The 24,377-nt window shown below is 58.7% G+C and carries 24 protein-coding genes; 1 reads left to right on the top strand and 23 read right to left on the bottom strand.

All coding sequences use genetic code 11. From position 1 onward, the window contains the following. Positions 1 to 287: 287 nt before the first annotated feature. The 4 genes from VEZ38_RS18030 to VEZ38_RS18045 form a co-directional block, all read right to left on the bottom strand. Entirely contained in the window at positions 288 to 1,688 is a 1,401-nt protein-coding gene (locus VEZ38_RS18030) for a DEAD/DEAH box helicase (protein WP_324895950.1), read from the bottom strand. Positions 1,689 to 1,796: 108 nt separating this feature from the next. After that, the gene (locus tag VEZ38_RS18035; RefSeq protein ID WP_324895952.1) at positions 1,797 to 3,677 is read right to left on the bottom strand and encodes a diguanylate cyclase; all 1,881 of its coding nucleotides are present in this window, start codon (positions 3,675 to 3,677) and stop codon (positions 1,797 to 1,799) included. Between the two features lie 250 nt (positions 3,678 to 3,927). Beyond that, complete coding sequence (locus tag VEZ38_RS18040) at positions 3,928 to 4,752, bottom strand: prohibitin family protein (protein WP_324895954.1); 825 nt, start codon at positions 4,750 to 4,752, stop codon at positions 3,928 to 3,930. A gap of 174 nt (positions 4,753 to 4,926) precedes the next feature. Beyond that, positions 4,927 to 5,790 carry an aldo/keto reductase gene (locus VEZ38_RS18045; protein WP_324895956.1) on the bottom strand — a complete coding sequence of 288 codons (864 nt, stop codon included), beginning with the start codon at positions 5,788 to 5,790 and terminating at the stop codon, positions 4,927 to 4,929. Between the two features lie 171 nt (positions 5,791 to 5,961). Between VEZ38_RS18045 and VEZ38_RS18050 the strand changes: the two genes are divergently transcribed. Next, positions 5,962 to 6,879 (top strand): aldo/keto reductase, encoded by a 918-nt coding sequence (locus VEZ38_RS18050; RefSeq protein ID WP_324895958.1) that lies wholly within the window; start codon positions 5,962 to 5,964, stop codon positions 6,877 to 6,879. Between the two features lie 81 nt (positions 6,880 to 6,960). On the opposite strand, the gene VEZ38_RS18055 is transcribed toward VEZ38_RS18050, so the two are convergent. The 19 genes from VEZ38_RS18055 to VEZ38_RS18145 form a co-directional block, all read right to left on the bottom strand. Beyond that, entirely contained in the window at positions 6,961 to 7,755 is a 795-nt protein-coding gene (locus tag VEZ38_RS18055; RefSeq protein WP_324895960.1) for a GNAT family N-acetyltransferase, read from the bottom strand. A gap of 39 nt (positions 7,756 to 7,794) precedes the next feature. Continuing rightward, positions 7,795 to 8,889: a hypothetical protein gene (locus VEZ38_RS18060; protein ID WP_324895963.1), complete on the bottom strand. Its 1,095-nt coding sequence runs from the start codon at positions 8,887 to 8,889 to the stop codon at positions 7,795 to 7,797. A gap of 2 nt (positions 8,890 to 8,891) precedes the next feature. Next, entirely contained in the window at positions 8,892 to 9,638 is a 747-nt protein-coding gene (locus VEZ38_RS18065) for a hypothetical protein (RefSeq protein ID WP_324895965.1), read from the bottom strand. Continuing rightward, a complete protein-coding gene (locus VEZ38_RS18070) occupies positions 9,638 to 10,351 on the bottom strand; it encodes an ABC transporter ATP-binding protein (RefSeq protein WP_324895967.1) in 714 nt (237 codons plus the stop codon). Before VEZ38_RS18070 ends, VEZ38_RS18065 begins: the two co-directional genes overlap by 1 nt. Next, positions 10,348 to 10,731, bottom strand: a complete 384-nt coding sequence (locus VEZ38_RS18075) for a GntR family transcriptional regulator (RefSeq protein WP_324895969.1) — start codon at positions 10,729 to 10,731, stop codon at positions 10,348 to 10,350. The genes VEZ38_RS18070 and VEZ38_RS18075 overlap by 4 nt, the downstream gene beginning before the upstream one ends. A 13-nt stretch (positions 10,732 to 10,744) precedes the next feature. After that, the gene (locus VEZ38_RS18080) at positions 10,745 to 11,377 is read right to left on the bottom strand and encodes a hypothetical protein (RefSeq protein WP_324895971.1); all 633 of its coding nucleotides are present in this window, start codon (positions 11,375 to 11,377) and stop codon (positions 10,745 to 10,747) included. Beyond that, on the bottom strand, positions 11,361 to 11,978 hold the full coding sequence (locus VEZ38_RS18085; protein ID WP_324895973.1) for a YqaA family protein: 618 nt from the start codon (positions 11,976 to 11,978) through the stop codon (positions 11,361 to 11,363). The genes VEZ38_RS18080 and VEZ38_RS18085 overlap by 17 nt, the downstream gene beginning before the upstream one ends. Before the next feature lie 194 nt (positions 11,979 to 12,172). Further along, the gene (locus VEZ38_RS18090; RefSeq protein ID WP_324895975.1) at positions 12,173 to 13,297 is read right to left on the bottom strand and encodes a methyl-accepting chemotaxis protein; all 1,125 of its coding nucleotides are present in this window, start codon (positions 13,295 to 13,297) and stop codon (positions 12,173 to 12,175) included. A gap of 16 nt (positions 13,298 to 13,313) precedes the next feature. After that, on the bottom strand, positions 13,314 to 13,733 hold the full coding sequence (locus VEZ38_RS18095) for a hypothetical protein (protein ID WP_324895977.1): 420 nt from the start codon (positions 13,731 to 13,733) through the stop codon (positions 13,314 to 13,316). Between the two features lie 308 nt (positions 13,734 to 14,041). Then, positions 14,042 to 15,538, bottom strand: a complete 1,497-nt coding sequence (locus tag VEZ38_RS18100; protein WP_324895979.1) for a protein adenylyltransferase SelO — start codon at positions 15,536 to 15,538, stop codon at positions 14,042 to 14,044. Between the two features lie 85 nt (positions 15,539 to 15,623). Beyond that, positions 15,624 to 16,781: an FAD-dependent monooxygenase gene (locus VEZ38_RS18105; protein ID WP_324895981.1), complete on the bottom strand. Its 1,158-nt coding sequence runs from the start codon at positions 16,779 to 16,781 to the stop codon at positions 15,624 to 15,626. Next, positions 16,778 to 17,359 (bottom strand): NAD(P)H-dependent oxidoreductase, encoded by a 582-nt coding sequence (locus VEZ38_RS18110; protein ID WP_324895983.1) that lies wholly within the window; start codon positions 17,357 to 17,359, stop codon positions 16,778 to 16,780. The genes VEZ38_RS18105 and VEZ38_RS18110 overlap by 4 nt, the downstream gene beginning before the upstream one ends. After that, positions 17,356 to 17,973 carry a TetR/AcrR family transcriptional regulator gene (locus tag VEZ38_RS18115; protein ID WP_324895985.1) on the bottom strand — a complete coding sequence of 206 codons (618 nt, stop codon included), beginning with the start codon at positions 17,971 to 17,973 and terminating at the stop codon, positions 17,356 to 17,358. Before VEZ38_RS18115 ends, VEZ38_RS18110 begins: the two co-directional genes overlap by 4 nt. Positions 17,974 to 18,130: 157 nt before the next feature. Then, complete coding sequence (locus tag VEZ38_RS18120; protein WP_324895987.1) at positions 18,131 to 20,662, bottom strand: PAS domain S-box protein; 2,532 nt, start codon at positions 20,660 to 20,662, stop codon at positions 18,131 to 18,133. Between the two features lie 235 nt (positions 20,663 to 20,897). Continuing rightward, the gene (locus VEZ38_RS18125) at positions 20,898 to 21,728 is read right to left on the bottom strand and encodes an STAS domain-containing protein (protein ID WP_324895989.1); all 831 of its coding nucleotides are present in this window, start codon (positions 21,726 to 21,728) and stop codon (positions 20,898 to 20,900) included. A 67-nt stretch (positions 21,729 to 21,795) separates the two neighbouring features. Beyond that, complete coding sequence (locus tag VEZ38_RS18130) at positions 21,796 to 22,191, bottom strand: ATP-binding protein (protein WP_324895991.1); 396 nt, start codon at positions 22,189 to 22,191, stop codon at positions 21,796 to 21,798. 222 nt (positions 22,192 to 22,413) lie between these two features. Then, a complete protein-coding gene (locus tag VEZ38_RS18135; protein ID WP_324895993.1) occupies positions 22,414 to 23,280 on the bottom strand; it encodes an SDR family oxidoreductase in 867 nt (288 codons plus the stop codon). A gap of 89 nt (positions 23,281 to 23,369) precedes the next feature. Continuing rightward, positions 23,370 to 23,786, bottom strand: a complete 417-nt coding sequence (locus tag VEZ38_RS18140) for an Rrf2 family transcriptional regulator (RefSeq protein ID WP_324895995.1) — start codon at positions 23,784 to 23,786, stop codon at positions 23,370 to 23,372. Between the two features lie 209 nt (positions 23,787 to 23,995). After that, a partial coding sequence (locus VEZ38_RS18145; RefSeq protein WP_324895997.1) for a group II intron maturase-specific domain-containing protein occupies positions 23,996 to 24,377 on the bottom strand: 382 nt, incomplete at its 5' end.

The following is a 24,377-nucleotide window of genomic DNA, read 5'->3' on the forward strand; positions in this document are numbered from 1 at the left end:
GGCCGGCTGAGGACCGTCCGCGCGCAGCAGACGAACGTTACGAAGCTGTATCGATTGTGTCATGAGTCTTCCACCTTTTTTAAATATTTTGTAGTTGTAGTATACTGCATGTTCGAGGGTTTGTGTTGCATGCTTTGTGGCTTTTTGTTGGATTTATGCACCAAGAGAACTCCTTATAGCGTTTCAGCCGGGCTGCATTCCTATCCGCATCCCCCGCCGCTCCGAGAAAAAAGACTGTTCCGCCGCCCATGCGCGTAAGCATGGACGACGTACAGTCTTTAAGAAGATTATCGGCCCCTCGACGTCGGCCGTTGCATGCCGCCGCCGAATCCGCGCGACGTTCCCGGCTTCCCCGCCGCCGGCCGCGCCGCGACGTTCCCGCCGCCGCGAACGCTCGCCACGGCCTCGGGCCTGCCTTGGGGCTTTGCGCCGCTCGCTCTCGCGGCGTGCGACGCCGGCTTGCCCGCGTTCGACCGCGCTCCCCCCGCCGGCCTGCCCGAAGGGCGCGCCCCGGTCGGCTTCGCAGCCGGCGACGCCGGCGTCGTCGTGCCGATCATCGGGTACGGATGCTCCTTCACGACCGGGATCGACTTCTTGATTAACTTCTCGATATCCTTCAAATATGGAATTTCCTCCGCTTCGCAGAAAGAAATGGCCGTTCCGCTCAAGCCGGCCCGCCCGGTGCGGCCGATCCGGTGGACATACGTCTCCGGAATATTCGGCAGATTGAAGTTGATGACGTGCGACAATTCCTCGATGTCGATGCCGCGCGCCGCGATATCGGTTGCCACCAATACGCGCGTGGCCCCCGCCTTAAAATTGTTCAATGCCGATTGCCGCGCGTTCTGGGATTTGTCTCCATGAATCGCCTGCGCCGGAATGTTCGCCTTCATCAAACCCTTCGCGACCCGATCCGCGCCGTGCTTCGTCCGGGTGAAGACGATCGCCGATACGATGCTCCTGTCTTTCAGCAGCAGTTCGTTCAGCAGCTTCTGCTTATTGTCCTTGTCGACGAAATACACCGACTGCTCGATGCGCTCGACCGTCGAGGATACCGGCGTTATCTCGACCTTGACCGGATCGACGAGCAGCGAAGTCGCCAGCTTGGAAATTTCGGGCGGGACCGTCGCCGAGAAGAACAGCGTCTGCCGCTTCGTCGGCACCGCGGCGATAATCTTCTTCACGTCGTTGATAAAGCCCATGTCCAGCATCCGGTCCGCTTCGTCCAGCACCAGAATTTGTACGTGGCGTAAATCGACGACTTTCTGATTGAGCAAGTCGATCAGCCGTCCCGGCGTCGCGATCAAAATATCGACGCCTCGCTCGATTTGCTGCTCCTGCGGCCGCTGGGATACGCCGCCGACGATCGCCGCGCTGCGCAGCTGCAAAAACTGGCCGTACGCCTGCACGCTGTCCGCGATTTGCAGGGCAAGCTCGCGGGTCGGCGACAAAATCAGCGCCCGGATCGCCCGGCGCCCGCTCGGCGGAGGGGCCGCTTGGAGCCGCTGCAGCATCGGCAGCGTGAACGCGGCCGTCTTTCCGGTGCCCGTCTGGGCGCAGCCGAAGACGTCTTTGCCGGCCAGCACGGCCGGGATCGCTTGGCCTTGGATCGGCGTAGGCGCCGTATACCCTTCCTTCGCCAACGCCTTCAAAATCGGGGGAATCAAATGCAAATCGGTAAAGTTCATTAGATCTCCTGCCATATAGTGAATTTTTTTTATTATCTCCGAGTACGAATACCGTGACGCATAAGGATACCACACTTCGCTCGAAAAAGCACGAATCGCCGGCGCGCCTTACGGCAACGCCGACGATCGAACGCGATTGCGGCCTTCGCGCTTGGCCTCGTATAATGCGCCGTCGGCGTATTGAATCAACATGTCGATCGACCGATCCGCGTGCGGAATGCATGTGCATACGCCCAAGCTGATCGTAACATGGTTGCCGTAAGGAGAGTACGCGTGCGGAATGCGCAGCGCCTCGACCCGAATCCGCAGCTGCTCCGCCACGGCGCGCGCGCCCTCCGCGTCGGTCTCCGGCAAGATGACCGCCAATTCCTCTCCCCCGTACCGGGCGATCAAGTCTCTCGGCCGCATCAAGCTGCCCCTAAGCGCCTGCGCGATCGAAAGCAGCACCGAATCTCCCGCTTGGTGCCCGTAGCCGTCGTTGAACGGCTTGAACGCGTCGATGTCGATCATGACGAGAGACAGCGGGCTCCCCGTGCGGCGTCCTTGCTTCCACTCCTTCGCCATCGCTTCCCCGAAATATCGCCGGTTCGGAATATTCATCAGCGGGTCAAGGTAGGACAGCTCCCGCAGCTTCCGGTTTGCTTCTTCCAGCTTGCGGCGGGATTCCCGCACGTCTCTCGTTCGCTCCTCGACCTTCGTCTCGAGCGTACGATTGAGCTCCAGCAGCTGCTCGCTAAGCGACTCGACCGAAGTCAACGTCCTCGTGTAATAGCTCATCAAGAGGAACGATTGCGAGAGGAAGAAGACGACGACGCCCAATGGCGCCAAATCTCTCGATTGAATTTGCTGGTTATAAAACAAGAAATCGTGCACGACCGTGCAGGTAAAGACGAGCAGCGTCGCCAGCGTCATGCGCGCCCCTTCCCGACCCCGCAAGCTCGCGACGCCGATCGCGGCGATCATGAACGTCAATTGCGCGTAAACCACGAATTGGAACGGATAATACGTATGCGAATATACCGATTCCGGAGTGACCAGTCCGACGGCTGCCAGCCCGAAGGTGATCGTTAGAAACAGGCGCGTCCACCGCACAACAAATTCGTTCGGAAAGAGCGTACGCGTATACAATAACGCGAACGGCGCGGCCAAATACGTGCTGATAAACTCCAGCTTGCTGTGGAGCACGTACGGCGTCCCCGGGAACGCATGCAGCAGGAACGCTTCGCCGACGCAAGCGGCCCGCAAGGCGAGCGCGAGGCTGAACAAGCCGAAATAGAGCGACGAGCGCTCCGAACGCCGAATGGCATACATGCGCAAATGGTAGACGCCGATGAGAAGTAGGCAAGTAATTAACAGCAAATCCACCGCCCGCTGCTGCTGCAGGCGCTCGAGCACCTCGGCGTCGCGGCCGAAGTGGGCGCTCTTCCAAAGCCCGCCGTTGCGATGCGAGAAGTTCGAAGCTTGCAGTACCAGCTCGACCTCTTGAGATGCCGGCGAAAAAAACACCGTCCGAGGTCTCGAGGCGGGAACCCACTCCGCCGCCGAACGGCCGACGCGCCCTCCCTCGATCGCGAGCTCGCCGTCGATCCATAGCCGATAAGCGGAATGTACCTTATACAGGCTGAGCCCGTGAATTCGCCCCGCCTCTTCGGCGGGGAGCCGCAGTAAGAGCCGGTACGTGCCGTACCCGTGTCCGGGTTGGTCCGCGTACGGCGGGGCTTGCTTATTCCACGTCATCGGGACCCGGATGAGACGAGGGGCGAACGCGCCGCTTCGGAGGTCTTCCGGCGTCAACAGCTCGCCCGGATAGAACGCCCATTCCCCGTCCAACCGAATCGTACCGGGGGCGTCGAGCGCATCGGCGCCGACGAACAGCTCCCCTCCCTCGGCCTGGGGGGCGCGCTGCTGCAAGCCGCAGCCCGGGAGCCACGGCAAGAACAGCCCGAAAGCAAGGATCAATAAGCATAATCGTCTTGCGGGCACCCGCATGCGCAGCCCCTCCGCCTGGCCAACCAGCCCCTTTATATATCTTTATAGTACCATGGGATGCGTAGGGTTTTACATTTTTATTTAAATATTCGAAAAAGTCTTATAATTTACCAACGGTCAAGGAATGGTTGATGCTCCGACGTCACGGCTGCTCCCCTTCATTATGAACAACCGCTCTGCTTTCTATTTTTTCCCCCAGCGAAGAAAGCGCCCTCCCGCGGAAAATCCGCACGAAGGGCGCCCAGTGGACTTATTCTACATTAATGAACGGCGTCGCGCCGCCCGTTACGTTCGGCAGCTGCCCGTTCCACTTCTCGATCGCCTTCAGCTGCGCTTCGATCTGCCGCAGCTGGATGAGCTCCGGCGTCACCTCTTGCTTCTGCAGCCGCAGCGCCTCGGCTTGGGCCTGCGCCCGCGTAATTTCTTGCTCCTTCTCGATCTTGATTCGCTCCAAATCGAGCTTCGACTTCAGCGCTTGCTGCTCTGCGATCTGCTTTTGCTCGATGGCGCGGTCGAACTCTTCGGAAAACTTGAATTCCGTAATATTGATTTCGTCAAGAATCATATTATAAAGCCCTAATTTCGCGGTTAACGCTTCTTTCACCTTCATGCTGACCTCGGACCGTTTGGAAATCAAATCCTCGGCCGTATACTGAGCCGTGACCGCCTTGAGCGATTCGCTGATCGCCGGATCGACGATCCGCGCTTTGTATTCTAAGCCGACGTTCTGATACAAGGTATTGACCGTAGCGCCGTCCAGATGGTAGTTGACCGCCAGCGTCGTCGTGACCGTCTGCAAGTCCCGGCTCGCGGATACTTGGCTCGATTCCGCCTTCTGGACCCGTACCTCGACGGGAACGACGGACTGGATGAACGGCAGCTTGAAGTGCAAGCCCTCCGACAATACTTGCGGCTGTACGGCGCCGAGCTGCAGGACGATACCCCGGTGCCCCGCTTCCACGATCGCGAAGGATCGGAAGCCGACGACGACGAGCAAGATGGCGATGACCGCGCCGACGATCAAGCGCTGAACGTTCCTCGGGTTAGGGTACCTGACGACGTTTTCCGTTTGCATAATGGTTCTCCTTTAGTGGATTAGACTTCATTCTCTCTTGCCGTTACCATACGCAAGCCGCCGAACTCGGTTTCAGGGAAAATCCGCCATAGACGCAAGTAGCAAGGGGCCGCCCCTCGCGCCGGTTTCCCGACCCGCGGAACAGCCCCGATGCCGTTCGCTTCGTACTCCAAATCACGCCCGCTCCGCCCACTCCGTCGTATTGCTCCAATCCTTGGCTTTCCATCGCAGCACGTCGGGATTCGCCATATGAATGATCTCCTTGGCGAACTCCAGCCGTTCGATGTCTGTCATCGGCTTGAAGCTCCTCGCGACCCGGAGGTTGTTTTCGAGCTGCTCCATCGACTCCATCCCGATAATCGCCGTCGAGATCGGCAGCGACCACGTATACCGAAGCGCCTTCTCATACCACGGCGCGAGTCGGCCGAGTCCGATTACCTTCATACCGACGATCGCGACCCCCTTCTCGTTCGCCTTCGGCACGAATTCATGCGCGAAGCTGTACACGAACTGATCCGCCGCGGAGAGCGCCACCAACGCGCTGTCGAACGGGTAGCGTTCGATCGCCTCGAGCTGTACGCTCGGATTCGTATGTCCGCTGAGACTGATATGCTTAATAATGCCTTGCTCCTTGGCTTCGATCAACGCTCGCAGCGCCCCGTCCTTCTCGAAGACGCGGTCGAGCTGCTCCATCGTCCGAACGTCATGCAGCCGCCACTCCTCCACATGATCGGTTCGCAGCCGCTTCAAGCTGCCCTCCAACGACCGCCAGGAGCCGTCCCGCGTCCGGTCGATCGTCTTCGTCGCGATCCAGACGTCGGACCGGCGCCCCTCCAGCGCCTTCCCGAGCCGATCCTCCGACTGCCCGTTCGTGTAGATCGGGGCCGTGTCGAAATAGACGATCCCTTCGTCCACCGCACGATTCACGATCCGAATCGCCTCTTCCTCCGAGCAGCCGTGCTCGTCCACGATGCGCTGCGCCCCGAAGCTAAGAATCGGAAACCTCGCCCCGGTCCTCCCAAATTCGCGCTTCTCCAACGTAACATCCCCCTCGTCTTGTCGTATCCACCGTTCGCGCCCTGCTTCCAGCTCCTATAGTGTCTTCGTAATTTTACCATACTATGAATCCGAGGGTCCCCATTTGAAATCGCACCGGTCCCTATGTCACAATCGAGAAGGCAATCATTCCACGCACGGGAGGGAAACGTCATGAGAACGATAAAACTGGGAACAAGCTCGTTGGAAGTGCCGGTCGTCGCCGTCGGCTGCATGCGCATCAACTCGCTGGACAAGGCGGAAGCCGAACGGTTCGTTAAGACGTCGATGGACATCGGCGCGAACTTCTTCGACCACGCGGACATTTACGGCGGCGGCGCTTGCGAGGAAATATTCGCCGACGCCGTCGGCATGAACGCCGGCGTGCGGGAGCGGATGATCCTTCAATCCAAATGCGGCATCCGCAAGGGCATGTTCGACTTCTCGAAGGAACACATCCTGTCGTCCGTCGACGGCATCCTGCAGCGCCTTCGCACCGAGTATCTGGACGTGCTGCTGCTGCACCGGCCGGACGCCCTGGTCGAACCGGAGGAGGTCGCGGAAGCGTTCGACGCCCTCGAGCGCTCCGGCAAGGTGCGCCACTTCGGCGTCTCCAACCAAAACCCGATGCAAATTCAGCTCTTGAAGAAGTACGTGAAGCAGCCGATCGTCGCGAACCAACTCCAGCTGAGCATCACGAACGCGACGATGATATCCCAAGGCGTGAACGTCAATATGGAAAACGCCTCCGCCGTCAACCGGGACGGCAGCGTATTAGATTTCTGCCGACTGCACGATATCACGATCCAGCCGTGGTCGCCGTTCCAGTACGGTTTCTTCGAAGGCGTATTCCTGGATAACCCGAAGTTCCCGGAGCTGAACGCGAAGATCGACGAGATCGCGCAGGCGCACGGCGTCAGCAATACGACGATCGCCGTCGCTTGGCTGCTGCGGCATCCGGCGCGCATGCAGCCGGTGACCGGCACGATGAACGTCGACCGGCTGAAGGACTGCGTCAGAGCGGCCGACGTCTCGCTGTCGCGGCAAGAATGGTACGACATCTTCCGCGCGGCGGGCAACGTGCTCCCTTAACTCGCGTGCAGACGCAACAAAGCGCCCCCGGCGTCGCGGCTTAGGCCGAAGTCGCCGGGGGCGCTTTGCGTTGATGCGGCATTACCTTTTCAACCAGAACGTATTAAGGAACACCGTGCCGAATCCGGCCTTCAACATATTTCCATGGCTTGCCGATCCGAATTCGACGTCCGTATACACGGCCTCGAGGCCGAGCGCCGCCGCCTCGGCCAAGCGCTGACGGATCAGCGCGCCTTGCAGCCCCCTGCCGCGATACCGCTCGAACGTATAATCGTTCGCCGCATAGCCCGCCGTCCCGCTGAGGAAGAGCGAGCCCATTGCGGCCGGCTCGCCGTCGATTTCCAGCATGTAATTAAGGAAGTCCTCCCGATGGAAATAAGGGCGCGCCCGTTCCACCGCCGCGCGCTCGAACGTTCTGCCTCCCATCGACAAGCCGATCCAGCGGACGAACGTCTCCGCCGTCTCCGCCGTCACCCGTTCGAAGCGCCAAGCCGGCGGCGGCCCGGCGTCCCGCTCCGGTCGCGCCGCAAGGAACGCCAGCTGTTCCATAGGCGCGTAGCCGTTCCGAATGAGCGCCTCCGCGACTTCCGGCGTCGCACGGTCGGGCGCCATATCGAAGCAAGGTGCCGAACCGCCGTACGCGGCGAAGATGTCGTCGAGCCGTTCGACGGCCTCCGGGCCGAACCCCTTCACTCGGTTATAATACGGCGATGTCGGCTCCTCCGCATCTCGCAACAACGTACATCCCGCCAGCTCGGACACCTCTAGGCGCCTTCCCGAAGCCGGCGAAAGCGCCCGCGCGGCGTTCAACCTCGTCAAAGCGGTCTCGACCGCCTCGATCCGTCTTGTCTCCAGCAGCGGCTTACGAATGCTCATCACGCTCTCCTCCTCCAACCGGAACGTAGATAAGCGCGTTCATTGGCGCTCTCCTTCGTCGTTGGCATGAAGAATTACATCGGTCGCCGCCGCATCGATCGTAATCTTCCACGTTCCGTCCCCCACGACCCCGTTCATACGGGAGAGATGCGGACGCTCCGAATCGGACTTGATCGCGATCGGAAGCCGGGTGCGAATGACCCCGCCGTCGACCGTCGCTTGCAGCGCATAGCCCTCCGGCTCCGTCATGTAAAGACGCAGCTTTCCGTATTCCGCGGATATGTCCGCATCGCCGCGGAGCCCGCCGAGCCGCAAATTCGCGACGCGCCCCGTCAGCGCCAGCGGGCCCGAGACGTCGCGCACCTGCGCGGCGCCTTGCGCGACCGTGCCCTCGACCGCGCCGTCGATGCGGGAAACATATGTGGACGACGCATAGGCGTCCAACGCTACGTCGCCCGTCACGTCTTCCACGGTCGCGGTGCCGTTACGATTCGACAGCGTCACGCTCCCCTCGATGCCGGCCACATACAGCTCGCCTTCCGAGACGGTCGCCGTCACGTCGCCCGTCACGCCGACGATGTCCGCGACGCCGCGGCCCGTCTTCGTTTCGACGTCGCTTCGGACGCCCGAGACGTCGACGTTGCCGCGATCGAGCTCCACTCGTACCGCGACGCCGTCGGGCACCGACAACGCGTAGTCGATCGTCACCGCCTCTCGGCCGGATGCCATGTCCTCGTGCGTCGACCGAAACGTTAGTACCCCGTTCTCGACCCGCTCCGCCACCTGTACCTGATCGAGTCTGCGACCGGCGGTCTCCGCATCGGCGCCGGCGGCCGTTACGGTCGCCTGCAGCATGATCGACGCGCCGTCCGAGCGCCTCACCGCAATATTTCCGCGTTCGACTGCGAGCGAGACGGTCTCGATGCCGTTCGCCGGCACCTCGACCCGGCGCTCCGCGGTTTGGCGGACGGCTTGACGGTCAGCGGCGATCTGTTCCGTTCGTTCCGCGTTCACGAACTGGGCGGCGAACGACTCGAACATCTCCTCTTTCTTGATCCAGACATCCAAGATCAAGAGCAGGAACATCGACGCTACGGACGATAGGAGCAGCGTTCTTATGGTTGGGAGCGTCATGTTCATACCTCCACGACCTTTTCGAATATCGTGCCGTTGAGCCAAGTGAAGCCTGCGCCGAGCAGCAGCAAAACGAGGAACGGTCCGGCGTGCAAATACGCAGACTCGTCGCCCCCGGCGGCGATGTACAGGTCCGGCAGCCATGCGAGCAATCCGGAGAGCGGCGGACTGATCCGCAGCGTCAGCCAGATCGTTCCGAGGAAGGCGCACAGCTCTACGACCCATTGAAACCGGGCGACAAGCCTCCCGCACAAGAAAGCGAATTGGACGACCGTCAGCAGGAACGCCGCCGCGAGGGCGTAGATCCAGGCGCTGTACAAGAACAACTGGATCGCCGCAGGCAGCTCTTGCCGCAGCTCGTCGCTCTGCATTAATTCCGGCCACTTGGCCCGAAGGATAAGGAACGCGAAGCTTCCGCCGAGCCAGAGGAGGGCGCCGAAGAGCAGCGTCAGCGACGCCGCCAGCTTCGCGACGACGATTTTCCAACCGCGGACGGGCAAGGACAGCAGCAGATAGATCGTATTCGTCCGCCATTCCCCGAGCAGCTGATAATAACCCGAGCCGATCGAAAGCACGGAGACGACGACGAACGGGATAACGAGTCCGATCACCAGCACGTAATCGTCATCCTTCATAACATTTTGCTTATACAACATGACCAGATGCAGCAGGAAGACCGCCGCGGAGAAGACGGCGAACAACGGGAACAAGCTTCTGAATTCCTTGCGGAATAAGTTTCGGAATGTCATTACCCGTACACCTTCTCCCATATGTTCTCGAGCGAGCAGCCGTACTCGGCCCGCAGCCGTTCCGCCGGTTCGCAATGCACGACCTGCCCGTGTTGGAGGAAGATGACGTCGTCGAACATCGGCTCGGCCTCCTTCAACGAATGCGTCGACAGCACGATCGTCTGCTCCCCGGACTGAAACTCGGCCAGAATGGAGCGAATGATTTTCGCCCGCGAGGACGGGTCGATGCCGGAGAACGGCTCGTCGAGCAGCACGAGCGGGGCTTGCCTTGCGAAGGCGCCGATAAGCTTTAACCGCGCGCGCAGCCCTTTCGACAGATGCCGCACCTTCTGGCCGGCATCGAGCTCCATCGTCTGCAGGAGCTCAGCCGCCTTCTCGTCCTGCCAATCGGCGTAAAACCCGGACAAAAACTTCAGCGTCTCGCCGACCGTCATCCATCCGTACAGATGATCGATCTCGGGCAAATACGCGATTTGGCTTTTATTGCGGACGTCCGGCTTCCGCCCGTTGACGAGAATCGTCCCGGAGGTCGGGTAGATGAGACCGGCGAGCATCTTCAGCATCGTCGACTTCCCGCTTCCGTTGGGACCCAGCAGGCCGACGATCGCGCCTCTCCGAATCCGAAGATCGACGTCGGTTAATGCCTTTTTCAACAAATACCGCTTATGGACGCCTTGCATCTCGATCATGTACTGCTGTCGCTCCGCGTTCACGGCCGCCCCTCCTCGTTCCTTGCATATAGTCGCAGCCGCAGCAGCCGCTCCGTCTCCTCCGGCTCGATGCCCAGCCCTCGCATCTCGTCGATAAATTGTTCGACCGCTTCCCGGGCCATCTCCGAGCGAATGCGCTGCAGCAGCGCCGGATCGTTCCTTATGAAGGTGCCCTGCCCCCGGAGCGTCTCCGTGAGCCCTTCCCGTTCCATCTCCTGATACGCCCGCTGCACCGTGTTCGGGTTGACCTGCGACATCTGCGCCCGCTCCTTGTGCGAAGGGATTTTATCTCCGGGAGTCAGCTCTCCCCGTGCCAAAGCCTTCTTGACTTCATCCACCATCTGCAAATAAATCGGCTTCGAGCTGTTAAAATTCAGCTGCACCGGTCAGCCCTCCTCACACGGCTTGATTGTTCACCTGATACCCGGCTGCCGTCATGCCGACCCTGTCGCTTGCCTCGCGGCGGCGGTCCAGCAGCGGATAATCCCGCAAGTATCCCTCGTATACCCGCTCGAGCGCAGGATGCTGCAGAAAATCGTTCGGGGCGACCAATGCGGACGGCCGGTCCCACAGCGCGGCTTCGCCGCGGCGAAGCACCTCCGAGACGAATTGGGAGCAGAAGTAGGCGTCGCGAGGCGCAAGCTCGAACCCCAGCAGCACCCCGAACAGCCCGATGAAGTTATATCGCAAGCCGTCCTTGCGCTCTTGGAACCGCCGAATCGTTCGAGCGATCGCCGCCCGCTGGCGCTTCGTGACGCGGTACCGCAGCAAGGCGCAGCGCGTCTCCGGGAAATGGCGGTAGGTGCCTTCGGCAATATCCTCCTCGATAAATCCGGCGCGCCACGGATCGGTCGGCCGCTTGCGGCCGAAGCTGTACAGCTCCTTCAGGCCGGCGTCCAGAGCGATCGAGGCATGGTTATAGGGCGCCGCCGTGAATGCCTTAATGAGCCTCGTAAAGTACGTCCCCGTATCCGTCAGCAATATATAGATGTCTTGATCTGCGGCATTGGAGTTATTGGGATAGGTCATGCATATTCCTCCCTTCGGCAACCGGCACCGGCTTACGCCTCTTCTTCTCCGCGAGCCGCTTGCGCAGCCACAAGCCGCCTCCCAGCACCGCGACCGCGCCGACGGCGACGTACAGCGACACCTCTTTCACCATGCCCTCCGCGGCCCGGCCGTACATATAAAACAAAGCGCCCACCACGTAAAATTTCGCCGCGCGACCGATCGAGGCGTACATCAGCAGCCGCCACAACGGATAGTGCAGGCTGCCCGACAAAATCGTAAACACCTTGAACGGTATCGGCGTGAACGCGCCGATCAGGATGGCCGCGGACCCGTGCTTGCGGAACAAGGCGTCTGCGGCGTCGACCCAGCTTCGCTTCAACAACCTATACATCACCGCATGGCCGACCGTCTTCCCGATCCAGTAGCCGAACGGCGTGCCGACCATACACGCGGCGTATCCGGCGGTCGCCAGCCATAGCGCCGACGACGGGTCGACCATGCTTAAGGAAACCTGCAAAAAGAAGGCGGGGATCGGGAAGAAGATCGCATCCGCGAACGCATGCGCCGCGAGCCCCCACAGCCCGAAATCCTCGAGAAAATCCAATATGTTCTGCAGCAAAGCCCGCCCCGCCTTTCCCGCCCCCATTGATCCGGTGAACTATTGTACTAGTGTACTATGACAATACCTCTTTCGTTGCCGGGTTGTCAACCTGCAGACGCAAAAAAGCCTTCCCCCAGGGGAAGGCGCGAGCGGAACGGAATACCGCCGAAGATCGAACGGCGCGCGTTCTCGCTTTAGCTTGCATGCACCTGCTATTTCGTTTTTCGGAACGAGTCCAGCAGCTGCTTCAGCTCCTCGGACGTCGCGCCCAATCCGTTCGCGAAATTGAGAATATCCTCGATGGACAGCACGAGCTCTTCGCCCGCGGCCGCCACCTTCTGGAGACCGGCCAAGGACTGCGAATTGACGTGCGACAAGTTGGCGGACGTCTCGCCGATCTGCCGAGAGCCCGCGGACAGCTCCTCCGCGACGGCGGAAATTTCCAGGATTTTATCCGACACCGTATTCATTGCCTGTTGAATCGAACGGAACGCCTCGCCCGCCGCGCTCACAGCCTCCATGCCGGAGCCGACTTCCGTAACGGTTCCTTGCATCACGTTCAGCGTTTGCTTCGTATGTTCGCGGATTTCGGTGGACAGACTGCTGATCTCCTGCGCCGACCGGTTCGTGATCTCGGACAGCTTGCGCACCTCGCTCGCCACCACGGAGAAGCCCCGCCCGTGCTCGCCGGCCCGCGCCGCCTCGATCGCAGCGTTGAGCGCGAGCAAATTCGTCTGCGACGCGATATCCCGGATCGTGTCCACAAGCTGCGAGATCGATTCGGATTTCGTTCCGAATCCTTCGATATTAGACGTCAGCGCGCTGACGCCGTCGCTGATGGTCGCCATCTGGTCGACCGCTTTCGCAATCGACACCGAGCCGTGGGTCGACACCTGCGTCATCTCCACCGCGGATTGGGCGACGAGCGTCGTCGACCCGGCGATCGAGCCGATGCCGTTCACCATCACGCCGATGGCGCGCTCCAACTCGGAAGCGCTTTGCAAATTGGTGTCCATCGCTTCGGTCGCGCCCTTCAATTCGGAGGAAATTTGCGTTGCGTTCTCCAACGTTTGGTTGGAATACGCCTGCATCTCTTCCGAGGAGGCGAGCAAGCTTTCGCTGATTTCCAGCGACCGCATGTTTAAGCGCTGGTATTTGCCGATCAACTCTTGAATCGCTTCGAAGACGAGTCTCTCTTTCTCGTCGGCGCCTGCGTAAGGCTCCACTTTCTGCCCGTTGCGAATGCGGTCCGCTTGTTTCGCGAGCTCGTCCAAGAAGCCGGAAGAAGCGGTCGGAGACGAAGCGCCGGGGCGGCGAATCGCGTCAAAAATTTTCATAGGCTCCTCATTCCTGCTACATCTTCACGATAAAGACGCCGCCGCCGGCCGAATCCGCTTCTTCGATATCGACCAGCGCCTCGAATTTATTGCTCAATCCGCGAATCAAGCCGAAATTAAACTTCGCCGGGTACGGCACCGTGGAGCAATCTACGCGATATGTGCTCGCATCGGTTTTCGTCACTTGATAATCCCCGATGTCGCCGTTCCGATGGTTCATATGGTATGCCACGTTCAGTGATTCCAACACTTGCGCGAACGTTTCGATTTGCGGCGGAAATGTCGACAATTCGGGCACCTTTTTCCCGACCTCGACGAGGACGTTCGAGCCGACCTTCCTCGCCAATTCTTCTAAAATGCCCAAAAGCGTGCTGAGCGGATACCATTCCCCGTTTTCGACGGCAGACGTTACGCCCCGTTCTTGGAGCAATGCCATGGCCTGCCTTTTGAATGCGCCGCATCCGTTCAAGGTAACGAGCATCGAATTGCCGTTCACTTCCGCTGTACTGGATAGCGTGGTCATTTCCTACCTGCCCCCATTCGTTCCGTTGAGTTCCCCGCTAATCCGGGTCTCCGAATACGTACATCATACAATCCCCTCCTTCCGGACACAACGAAAATTGTCGAAATACATCGAATTTTTTAAGCGTGTCGAATTGTATTGACGCAAGGAGACCCCTGTCCTCTTTGGGCAGGGGTCTCCGCCGTATTATCGAATCGTCCGGCGCAACGATGAACCGACCCTCAAGTGCCGCAATACGTGCGATACCGCCGGCCCGATGGCTGGGGCGGAAGAGCGTACGGCTCTTGTTCCGGCGCATACGCATACGGATTCGCCAGCGCAGCCAGCAGCCGCTCCATCGGTCCAAGGTCGCCCCCGACGGCCGCCTCAAGCGCCTCTTCGACCCGATGGTTGCGCGGAATGACCGCCGGGTTCGCGGCGCGCATCCGCTCCCGAACGGCGTCTTCCGCCTCCTCCTGCCGGCCTCTTCTCGCGTTCCACCGCGCCAACCACGACTCGAACGCCTCGGTGCCCGCCATCGCCGTCTCCTCCGGTCTTCCAAGCGTCAACGCGCGGAAGGTGTTCGTGTAGTCGGCCTGCGCCTTGTGCATCTGCTCCAGCAGCTCCTCGATCAGCGCCTCGTCTTCCGGCTCCTCGTTCCCGAGTCCGAGCTTCGCCCGCATCCCCTCCAGCCAGTGGCGGCGGTATTGCCCGGGGAATGTCCCGAGCGCATCCTCGGCCAGTTCGATCGCCCGGTCCTCATCCGCATCCAACAACGGGAGCAGCGCCTCGGCCAACCGGGCCAAATTCCAAGCGGCGATCGGCGGCTGATTCCCGTAAGCATAACGCCCTTGCCGATCGATGGAGCTAAACACCGTAGCAGGGTCGTATACGTCCATGAAGGCGCAAGGCCCGTAATCGATCGTCTCCCCGCTGATCGCCATATTGTCGGTATTCATCACACCGTGAATAAAACCGACAAGCTGCCACTGCGCAATCAACCGCGCTTGCCGACGGATCGTCTCCTGCAGCAGCGCAAGGGCAAGGTTTTCTTCGGACGCCCCCCCCGGAAAATGTCTCCTCAACGCATATACCGTCAGCGCCCTAAGGTCATCGACCGTCCCCCATTGGGAGGCGTACTGGAACGTGCCGACGCGGATATGGCTTGCGGCCACGCGGGTTAAGACCGCCCCCGGGAGCTCCTCCTCGCGGACGACCGGCTGTCCGGTCGACGTGACCGCCAAACTGCGCGTCGTCGGAATGCCGAGCGCGTGCATCGCTTCGCTAATGATATACTCGCGCAGCATCGGCCCAAGCGCCGCCCGCCCGTCGCCGCCGCGCGAGAACGGCGTCCGGCCGGAGCCCTTCAGCTGGATGTCGACGCGCTCTCCTTGCGGGGCGAGATGTTCCCCGAGGAGCAACGCTCTGCCGTCGCCCAGCATATTGAAATGTCCGAATTGGTGGCCCGCGTACGCCTGCGCGAGCGGCTCGGCCCCTTCGGGCACCCGGTTGCCGGCGAGCGACGCCGCGCCGAGCTCCCCTCGCAGCGCGTCCGCGTCGAGCCCGAGCGAGCGGGCTAACGGCTCGTTAAGCGCCACGATGGCCGGGGCCCGTACCGGCGCCGGGTTTTGCTTCTTATAGAACGTCTCGGGAAGACGCACGTAGCTGTTATCGAAGCGCCATCCCGCTCCCGCCGCCGTCGCCGCCGATCCCTTGACGGCATCGTCTTCGTTGGTCATCGTATCCCCTGCTTTCCTTCTCCATGGTTTTCCTTGTCTACGTTAAGTTGCGCTTCCGGTCGCGGGATTACTCCCGCGGGATCGGCTACAGCTTTACTTCGTATAAGTATTCCAGCTGCTTCTCCAAAAGCCTCTCCGGAAGGTATGGAAATATCGCATCGCGCAGCGCAACCGGAATGCGTTCGTCAAGCTGGGCCACCTTCCCGATGCGGTTAGACATCCGTGTAATGCGGCCGGTACGAGCGATGCGATCGCGCTCGTATCCTCGCAGCGCCTCCTCGATGTCGGAGGTCTTCCTCAGGTGCGAAGCCAAGATGACGGCGTCCTCCACGGATTGTCCGGCCCCCTGCCCCATATTGGGCGTCATCGCATGCGCCGCGTCGCCAAGCAGCGCGACGCGCCCGAACGCGAAGCGGCGGAGCGGCGGCAAAAAATAAATATCGTGATGCAGCAGCTGCGGATCCGAGGTTTGCCGCAACACCTGCGGGATCGGCTCATGGTAACCGTCGAACCGCTGCTGCAAGTCCCGCACCTTGTAGGCTCGGAACTTCGGCTCGCGGGGCGTTCTTGCATTGACGCAGGCGAACCAATACAACCGGTTCTCCGCCAGCGGCACTAAGCCAAAGCGCCCTTCGCGGCCCCAAGTTTCAATAAATACGTTGGGGTCGTATCCCAGCTCGTGCGGATCGGCCTGAATGATCGCTCTCCAACAGGTGTATCCCGCATACCGGGGCTTTGCGCCCGGCAGCAGTTCATTCCGGATAACGGAATGAATCCCGTCGGCGCCGATCAAGAGATCCCCTTCCTCCGCCGTCCCGTCTTCGAACCACACCTTCACCCCGTTGGCGTCCTGTTCGATTCGGCTGCACGTCATTCCGGTGCGGACGACCGGCTCCTGACCGAGGGAGCTTAAGAGCAGCTCCAGAAGCCTACCGCGGTCGATCGTAACGTTATCGGGCCCGTACTTGCGGCTCACGGCCGCGGTTTCCGTCCGCTGCAGCAGCTTTCCCTCCATCGTAAGGATACGGAGCTCATCCAGCGTCTTCCCCGCCCGCAGCACTTCATCGCCGATACCCAGGCGCTGCAGCGCGCGAACCGCGTTCGCTCCGATGCCAAGCCCCGCACCGGCAAATCGCACCTCTTGCTTGCTCTCGAACACGCGGACATCCATGCCAAGGCCGCGCAGCGCGATCGCTGCGCTAAGCCCCCCGATGCCCGCCCCCACGACGATCGCCTTCCTCATAAGCTCGCCGCCTTCCGATACATATGTTTCAGCCATTGCTGACGTCGTTCCGTCGACGTCCGTTTCATTCCGGGCAAATACAGACGCTTTACCTTGCGCAAGCCGCAATACCAAAAGATCGAATACTTTATCGACAGCCATCCCGGATCGAGCCAGGACACGAGTTTCGGCGCATCTAAGGTATAGACGCACCATGCCGTTTTCCCGCGAAGCAGACCTTCCGGAAGCAGCCGCCCCTTCCCGCCCTTCGGAAACGAGTACGCGAAGCCGGAGACGAACGTTCGCTCGATCCACCCGCGCAGGATGGACGGCATGCTGTGCCACCATACGGGATACACGAATATGAGATGATCCGCGGAAGCGATCAAGCCGCGATGCCGCTCGGTGTATGGATCCGACGCCAAATCCCGTCGGCGCCGGCGGGAATTGACGACCAATACCGGGTCGAACGCTTCGCCATACAGGTCGATCGTATGCACCTCGTGGGCCCCTAGCGCAAGCCCGGCCTGCAACTGCTCCAACACGGCATGCGTATAGCTGTCCGGGTTCGGATGAGCGTAGATCAGTAACACCTTCATTTCGTTCCCCCTCCTTCAAGGCGCCGGCGGCCTTCCTCCGTCAAGCTGCCTTCCATAATGATGGAAAATACATGATGAAACATATCCGCGAAGCCGTAGGCCATGCCGTCGATCACTTCCGGGTGCTCCAGATGCTGAACCGCTTGGACGAGCACGTTCGCGATCAAGAGGGGAGGAAGGTCGGACCGGAACACGCCCTCCTTCGCTCCCTGCTCGAACATCCCGATCAGCGTGCCCGTAATGATCCGCCGCCGGCGCTCCTCCAGATGCGCATACGCCTCGGGGACCGCCCGGCGAAAGTCCTCGACGACCGAGACGTGCAATTGACCGAAGCGCCGCCGCACGGCGAGAAGGAACGATTTCATCTTATCGGTCACGGACGGCGAATCGTCTTGCACGATGCTTTGAACCTCCTGTTCGAAGGAATCGTAAAAGTCGTCGATCGCCGCGAACAGCAATTCTTCCTTGCTGGGAAAATATTTGTAGAAAGTCGACTTGCTCATTTTCAATTCGGACGCGAATTTCGCCGTAGACACCTGGGAATACCCGATCGTCGCAAATTGCTGCTGGGCGTATTGTAAAATTCGTTTTCTCATTTTATCTGACTTATCCATAGGAGCCGCCTCCTTTCAATCTGATAGTACCGATGGTACCGTTCTGGTACTGTTATTATTATACTCCTCCTAACCTACACGTCAATCCTTTTTTTTCCATAAAAAAACCGCCCTCCCAGTGTAGTAAAGACAACCTGGGAGTGCGGTCATTCCCGCTTTAACGCCGGTTCGCGCGATTGGCGATCGGCAGCGTGATCGTGAACGTCGTTCCTTCATTCGCTTTGCTTCGAACGGAAACCTGCCCTTGGTGATTCCGAATAATGTTGTAGCTGATCATTAAACCTAACCCTGTCCCTTTATCTTTGGTCGTGTAGAACGGTTGGCCCAGATTCGCGAGCTTATCCTCCATGATGCCCGGCCCCTCGTCCTGAATAATCAAGTTCACCGCCGCGGCATGCAAGGGTTCGATTCGAACGGAGATCGCTCCGCCGCCGACCATCGCTTCGATAGCGTTCTTTAGCATATTTATGACGACTTGCTTGATTTGATTTTCGTCGCACATAATCCATATGTCTTCATCGGGCGCCTCGACGTCGATGGACACATTGTTTAAATTCGCCTGCGACTCCATCAGCTTGACGACATGCAACACGATGCCCGATAGTTCTTCCAATGCGAAGTTCGTCGATTGAGGCTTCGCCACCATTAATAGCTCGCTTATAATCAGTTCGATCCGGTCCATCTCTGCTTCGATTACGGCATAATACCCGGGGTTCATCGTCCCCTTCGTAAATTGCAGAAATCCTTTGATCGCCGTTAACGGATTTCGAATTTCATGGGCGATGCCCGCGGCCAATTCGCCCGCTACCGCAAGCTTTTCCGAGCGCTCGTAAATTTCTCTCGCCTTCTGCAGCTCCGTAATGTCCCGAACCACTACGATGTGCGCCGACTCTCCGTTAAATTTGGCGGGGATGGCGGACACCTGCACATGGATTCCATTCCCGTCTTTGCGAATCCATTTCTCCTCCATCCGCTCGGACATTTGCCCTCGCGCCTCCGTTAACTGGATTCGTTTCCACACATTCGGATGGAAATCGGGGTGGACCGTATCGAATGCGCTCTTATTCAATATGTCTGTGGGCTCCGTCCCCCCCAATAACCGGACGCCGAATGCGTTGGCGAACACCCATCGCGTTCCCCGGCCGATCAGAATCGCTTCCGGGAACGACTCGATCAGGTCCCGGTACATTTGCTCGCTCTTCGTTAACGCCGCTTCGGCCCGTTTCCGTTCGGAGATGTCGCGAATAACCGCGGAATAATAAGTGTGCCGGTCGGCAACCCAAGTGTTTAAGGATAATTCGATCGGGAAGAGCTCGCCGCCTTTGCGCTTCCCTTCGATCTCAACGATTTTGCCGATCATGCGCGGCTGGGAGCCTTCGTGATAATCGTGATACCCCTTGCGATGTCTTAGCAAATAGGCATCAGGAATAATACATTCGATGCTCTTCCCGATGACTTCCTCGCTGCCAAAGCCGAAAATCCGTTCCGCTCCTTGGTTCCACACGACGACGTTCAACTGTTCATCCGTCATAATCACTGCGTCCAGAACGGAATCGACGACGGTGTGAAACTTCGCTTCCTGCTGCCGCTTTTCCGTCTCGTGCATTTGGGCGAGTCGGTCCAAGTCCCGCTTGGACTCCGTTACATCTTTGCCGATCACATAGACGCCTTGATAATCATGGTCGATGATGCGCGGAATCGCGAACAATTTAAGGACAATGTCGTCGCCGTTCTTCCCGCGAAACGCCGCTTCGACTGTCTTCGCCCGGATTCCGTCGGCATTCTCGAGCCATTCTTCTACAGATAAGTCATGCGCTTGGATGAGGAAATCTTGAATGCGCCGCGACCGATACTCGTCGGGGCGGTAGCCTAGCAGTCGAGTTACGGCCGCATTGCCGTGCACTATTTTCCCCTCGCCGTTTAACAGCAATACCGCGTCCGGATTTTCCTCGAACAACGGCTTATACCGTTCTTCGCTCTTCGCAAATCGTCTATCAATATAGACGCAAGTTGCCGCAAGAGCGAGGATAAATAACGTGACGAAGAAAATCGCGCTGCCCAACCAGACTTGCATGTTGGAACCCGGCATCAGGTGGGTATTATGGATACCGGTATAGGTCGTGCCGGCGACCCCCATAAAGTGCAAGCCCATCATCCCGATGCCCATGATCAGCGAGCACGTCAATTTGTTAGCGAAGCGCTTCAGGAGCGCTTGACGCCGAACCGCCAACGTAAATACGACGAAGGCATCGATAAAGCCGACGACATTCGTAAGCGCGATCGACAACGGATGGAAGGTTAGATCGACCCCGATTAACGCACTCATGCCGACATAATGCATCACGGACGCTCCGACCCCGAACACCGCGCTGCCCGCTGCGATGGCTCCCCAAGCCCGTCCGGCATACCAAACGATTAAAAAGGCAAGGAACGATGCGGAAAGAGCCACGAGCAAAGAAATCAACGTTCCCCCTACGCGATAAGATGCCATGACCGTGTGCGCCGTCATCGCAATGAAATGCATGGAGCAAATGCCGATCCCTAGCACAGCAGCGCCTAGGAACAGCCACACCATCCGCTTGGTCGTTAAGAGTCTCTCCATTAACCCGAACGCGGTATAAGCGGAGACGGCCGCCACCGCGTACGCTAAGAGAACGATCGGTATGTAATGCCCCGCCACTATTGCCATCGTCTCAATCTCCCGTCGTGTCATGCAGGGAAAAAGTAGAAGGAGGGGCCTCCGCCTCTCCTCGTTACCCGCATACCTGTTGTCTAGCTTTCATTATACCTTCCCCTTAAGCTCCTTGCATTTACTTTTCCTCCCCGCAGCCATTCGGAAAAACCGGCCTTTCCCTTATGGTGTCGGAAAGAACGAGGCGACCGTTCCCTGGTTATCCTGTCGGGTCACGGTCGCCGCTTAGGCGCTATTCGTTTTGCAGATACTCCAAGAGGGCTTGCTGCAGCGTCCCCTTCGTCTCCGCTTTGCTATTGAACGATACGTCAAGCTTCAACATCGTCTTCACGATCTCCGGGCGTATGCCGGTGACAATGACTTGGCAGCCCATGATCTTCGCGCCGTCGATGACCTTCATTAGATAAGACACCACCGCCGTATCCATATACGCGACGCCCGACAGATCGAGAAACAACTGTTGCATACGGGAGGCCCCGATTTGATTGATCACTTTGTCGACGATCATGTTCGCCCGGTACGTATCGATCGTCCCGATCAACGGAAGGATCCACATCGTAGGGGATAACGGAATGATCGGGACCGAGAGGTCTTCTACCATCTCCCGATGGGATTTAATTAACTCGTCCTTGTATTGGGAATAACTAATAAAGAAAAAGTTCAAAAACTGGTCGACGAGCACGTTGATTTGTTTTTCTTTCTTGTAGAACTGTTCCCTTACGGGTTCCAGATCGCATAACCGTTCGTAATGGTATATAAATTCCCACACGACACGCCGCAACGCTTGAATCCACTCCAGTTTGAACGCCAACGTCAACGAATGCTTCGCCCAGACGATGCCCTCTTCTTTGGCAAAGGAAGTAATTTCTTGCGTTCTCCCTTCGATGAGATAGATCACCAATTTTCGGGCGTTGTGAAGCAGGTTGATATTCCCGACCGTCCGGATCTCTTCCACTTTGTCCCTTACATTCACGGCTTCCTGCAGCAGTCGCTCCTCGAATGTCTTTACATTCTTTTCAAAAAAGGACCTTAAATCCTGTTCTTCCTCGTATTCCAAATTCATTCTCTTCACCCCTCGTTGGTCTTTTCGCCTGACGGATGTTGCTCTTTCCGTACGAATACCTTCTTATTTACGCTCTGGATTGACTGGGCTTCTTGGATACGCGGATGGTTGTCCCCTTCTCCGAAGTTTCGATTTCGAAGGTATCCATCATGCGTCGAACCCCCTTTAGGCCCAACCCCAGCCCGGTTTGCGAACGATAATTGCCGTTAAGTATGTTTTCCAACTCGTGGACCCCCGGTCCTTTATCGATCATTTGCATGTTTACCCCGCCTTCGGCGATTTTACATGTAAAGATCGCGCGGCCCCCCGCATACATGAGCGCGTTCCGCCCCAATTCCAATACGGTTACGAATAAACACTGCTGATCGGCCTCGATAAACCAGTCTCCGACTAAGTAGCGGACGCGGCTGATCGCCAGGAAGAGATCTTCCTCGGTATGTATATCTACGAGTAAGCTGCTCATTGCGGTATACCCCGTGTGTTGTATTGTTTGTCATCGGTGCGGCAAATTCTCTTCCGGATAACGACACTCTTGGATTATACCACTAAAAATGAAATCTAGTGACCAGAAAAAGCCGTTACCTTGCCCCGAACACGGCGAAAAAGCCAACCGCCGTTCATAACGTCGTGTTGGCTTAGGTTTTGCGTCAATGATGCGCCGCGTCCACCGCCGAAACGAGATACATCATCGATCCAATGATTTCATAATTTCGCCCAGCGCGGTCCGAATCGGCGCGAGCGGCCGGCCGAGCAGCTTCTCGAAGTCCGTGCTTTCCACCGCCAAGGTCCCCTCGCGAATGCCCTGCTGTATCCCGACGACGATCGGAACGGCGAATTCCGGCACGCCGACGCTTCTCATGATGTCGGCATAGGTCGCATCGTCGACCTGTTGTACGGGCACTTCCCTGTTCAGTACGCTGCCGAGCGCCGCTGCCAGCTCCGCTTGCGTGAGCAGCCTGCCGGACAATTCATACGTCTTGTTCTCGTGCCCGCTGCCCGTAAGGACGGCCGCCGCCGCATCCGCGTACTCCTGCCGGAGCGCCCAGCCTACCTTCCCGTCCCCGGCGGACGTCACCCACGGCGCCCCCGCCAGTACGCCTTGGATGCCGGGGATTTCATTTTCTAAGTACCAGTTGTTCCGCAGGAAGGCGTATGGAATGCCGGTTTTCAGAATCGCCCGTTCCGTCGCTTGGTGCGGCGGCGCCATTAGGTTCGTGCTTTCGCTCGCATTCGCGATGCTGGTATAGGCGATGAATCCGACGTTCGCGCGCGCAGCGGCTTCTACGGCGTTCGTATGCTGTCGGATCCGAGTCTCGTTATCCCCGTCCGCGGAAATAATCAACAACCGATCTACGCCGGCGAAGGCGGTTTCGAGCGTTTCCGGACGGTCGAAGTCGCCGTAGCGAACCTCCACGCCCCGCTCCCGAAGCCCCTCCGCTTTCTCCGGTTTGCGCACGCTGACTGCCAGTCGATCGGCCGGCACCGTTTGCAATAATGTATCTACGACTTTCGATCCTAACTTCCCGGTAGCGCCCGTCACTAATACCTTCATCTAATTTCCTCCGTATCTATGGAATTCCCTTCCGTTATAACTCATCCGGTTACAACACGGGCATATAATAAAAGCTCGCGCAGGAGCTCTTATTGGAATTGGTGCACGAGTTGGTCCAGCGTCGTTCCCGCCAATCTCGTCTCCATCGCCGCTTGCGCGCTCCGCAGCTCCGCTTGAAGCACCCGTTCGATATTCCGGCCCACCGGACAATCGAAATTCGGGTTCTCATGGATGCGGAACAACTGATGCTCCTCCGCGGCGTTCACGGCACGGTATACGTCAAGCAGCGTAATTCGTTCGGGATCCTTGCGCAAGACGGCGCCGCCGACCCCAGGCCGAACGTCCACCAGCTCCGCCTTCTTCAGCATCCCCATAATTCGCCTGATAATTACCGGATTCGTATTCACGCTGCCCGCGATAAAATCCCCGGTGCAATCCTGCGGACGCACAGAAATCAGGGAAAGCATATGCACCGCGATCGAGAAGCGCGTACTGATTTGCTTCATGTTCATCACCGCCGATATAACCATTGTAGTTACAACGGACGAACTTGTCAATTTCGAGCCTGTCCGAAGTTACTTCTGAATGATCTGAATCAGGTTTCCGCATGTGTCGTCAAAGACGGCTTCTTGCCCAATCGAGTAGGTAGGGGCGGCTAGCCCCTGACCTCTCACACCACCGTACATGCGGGTCCGCATACGGCGGTTCCTAATGGTTAACGAATTTCAAGATAACGAAAAGTCAGACTCAACAGCCCTTGGTCGTTCCAGTAGGAGCGATTAAGGGCGTTGTTTATGTTGCGAGACATCTCCCAACTTCCACGCCTGGAGTAAGCCATCATTCTCGCCGCCCATTCCGGCACACCTAGGGCACGAAGGTTTCTGAGGCGGGTTCTCGGCAGCTTCCATTGCTTCCACAGGCACATGCGGAGCCTTCGGCGAATCCACTCGTCGAGGCGTTCGCAATGCGTCTTCGCGGATGCCAAGCGGAAATAGCCAATCCATCCCATTAGATAGCGGTTAAGTTCTTTCAACCTGCGTTCCATTGAGATCCCCCGCGTTCGCGAAGTAATCTCCCTCACGCGCTCCTTCAGTTGT

The sequence above is a fragment of the Paenibacillus sp. genome (assembly GCF_035645235.1).
Classification (GTDB): domain Bacteria; phylum Bacillota; class Bacilli; order Paenibacillales; family YIM-B00363; genus Paenibacillus_AE.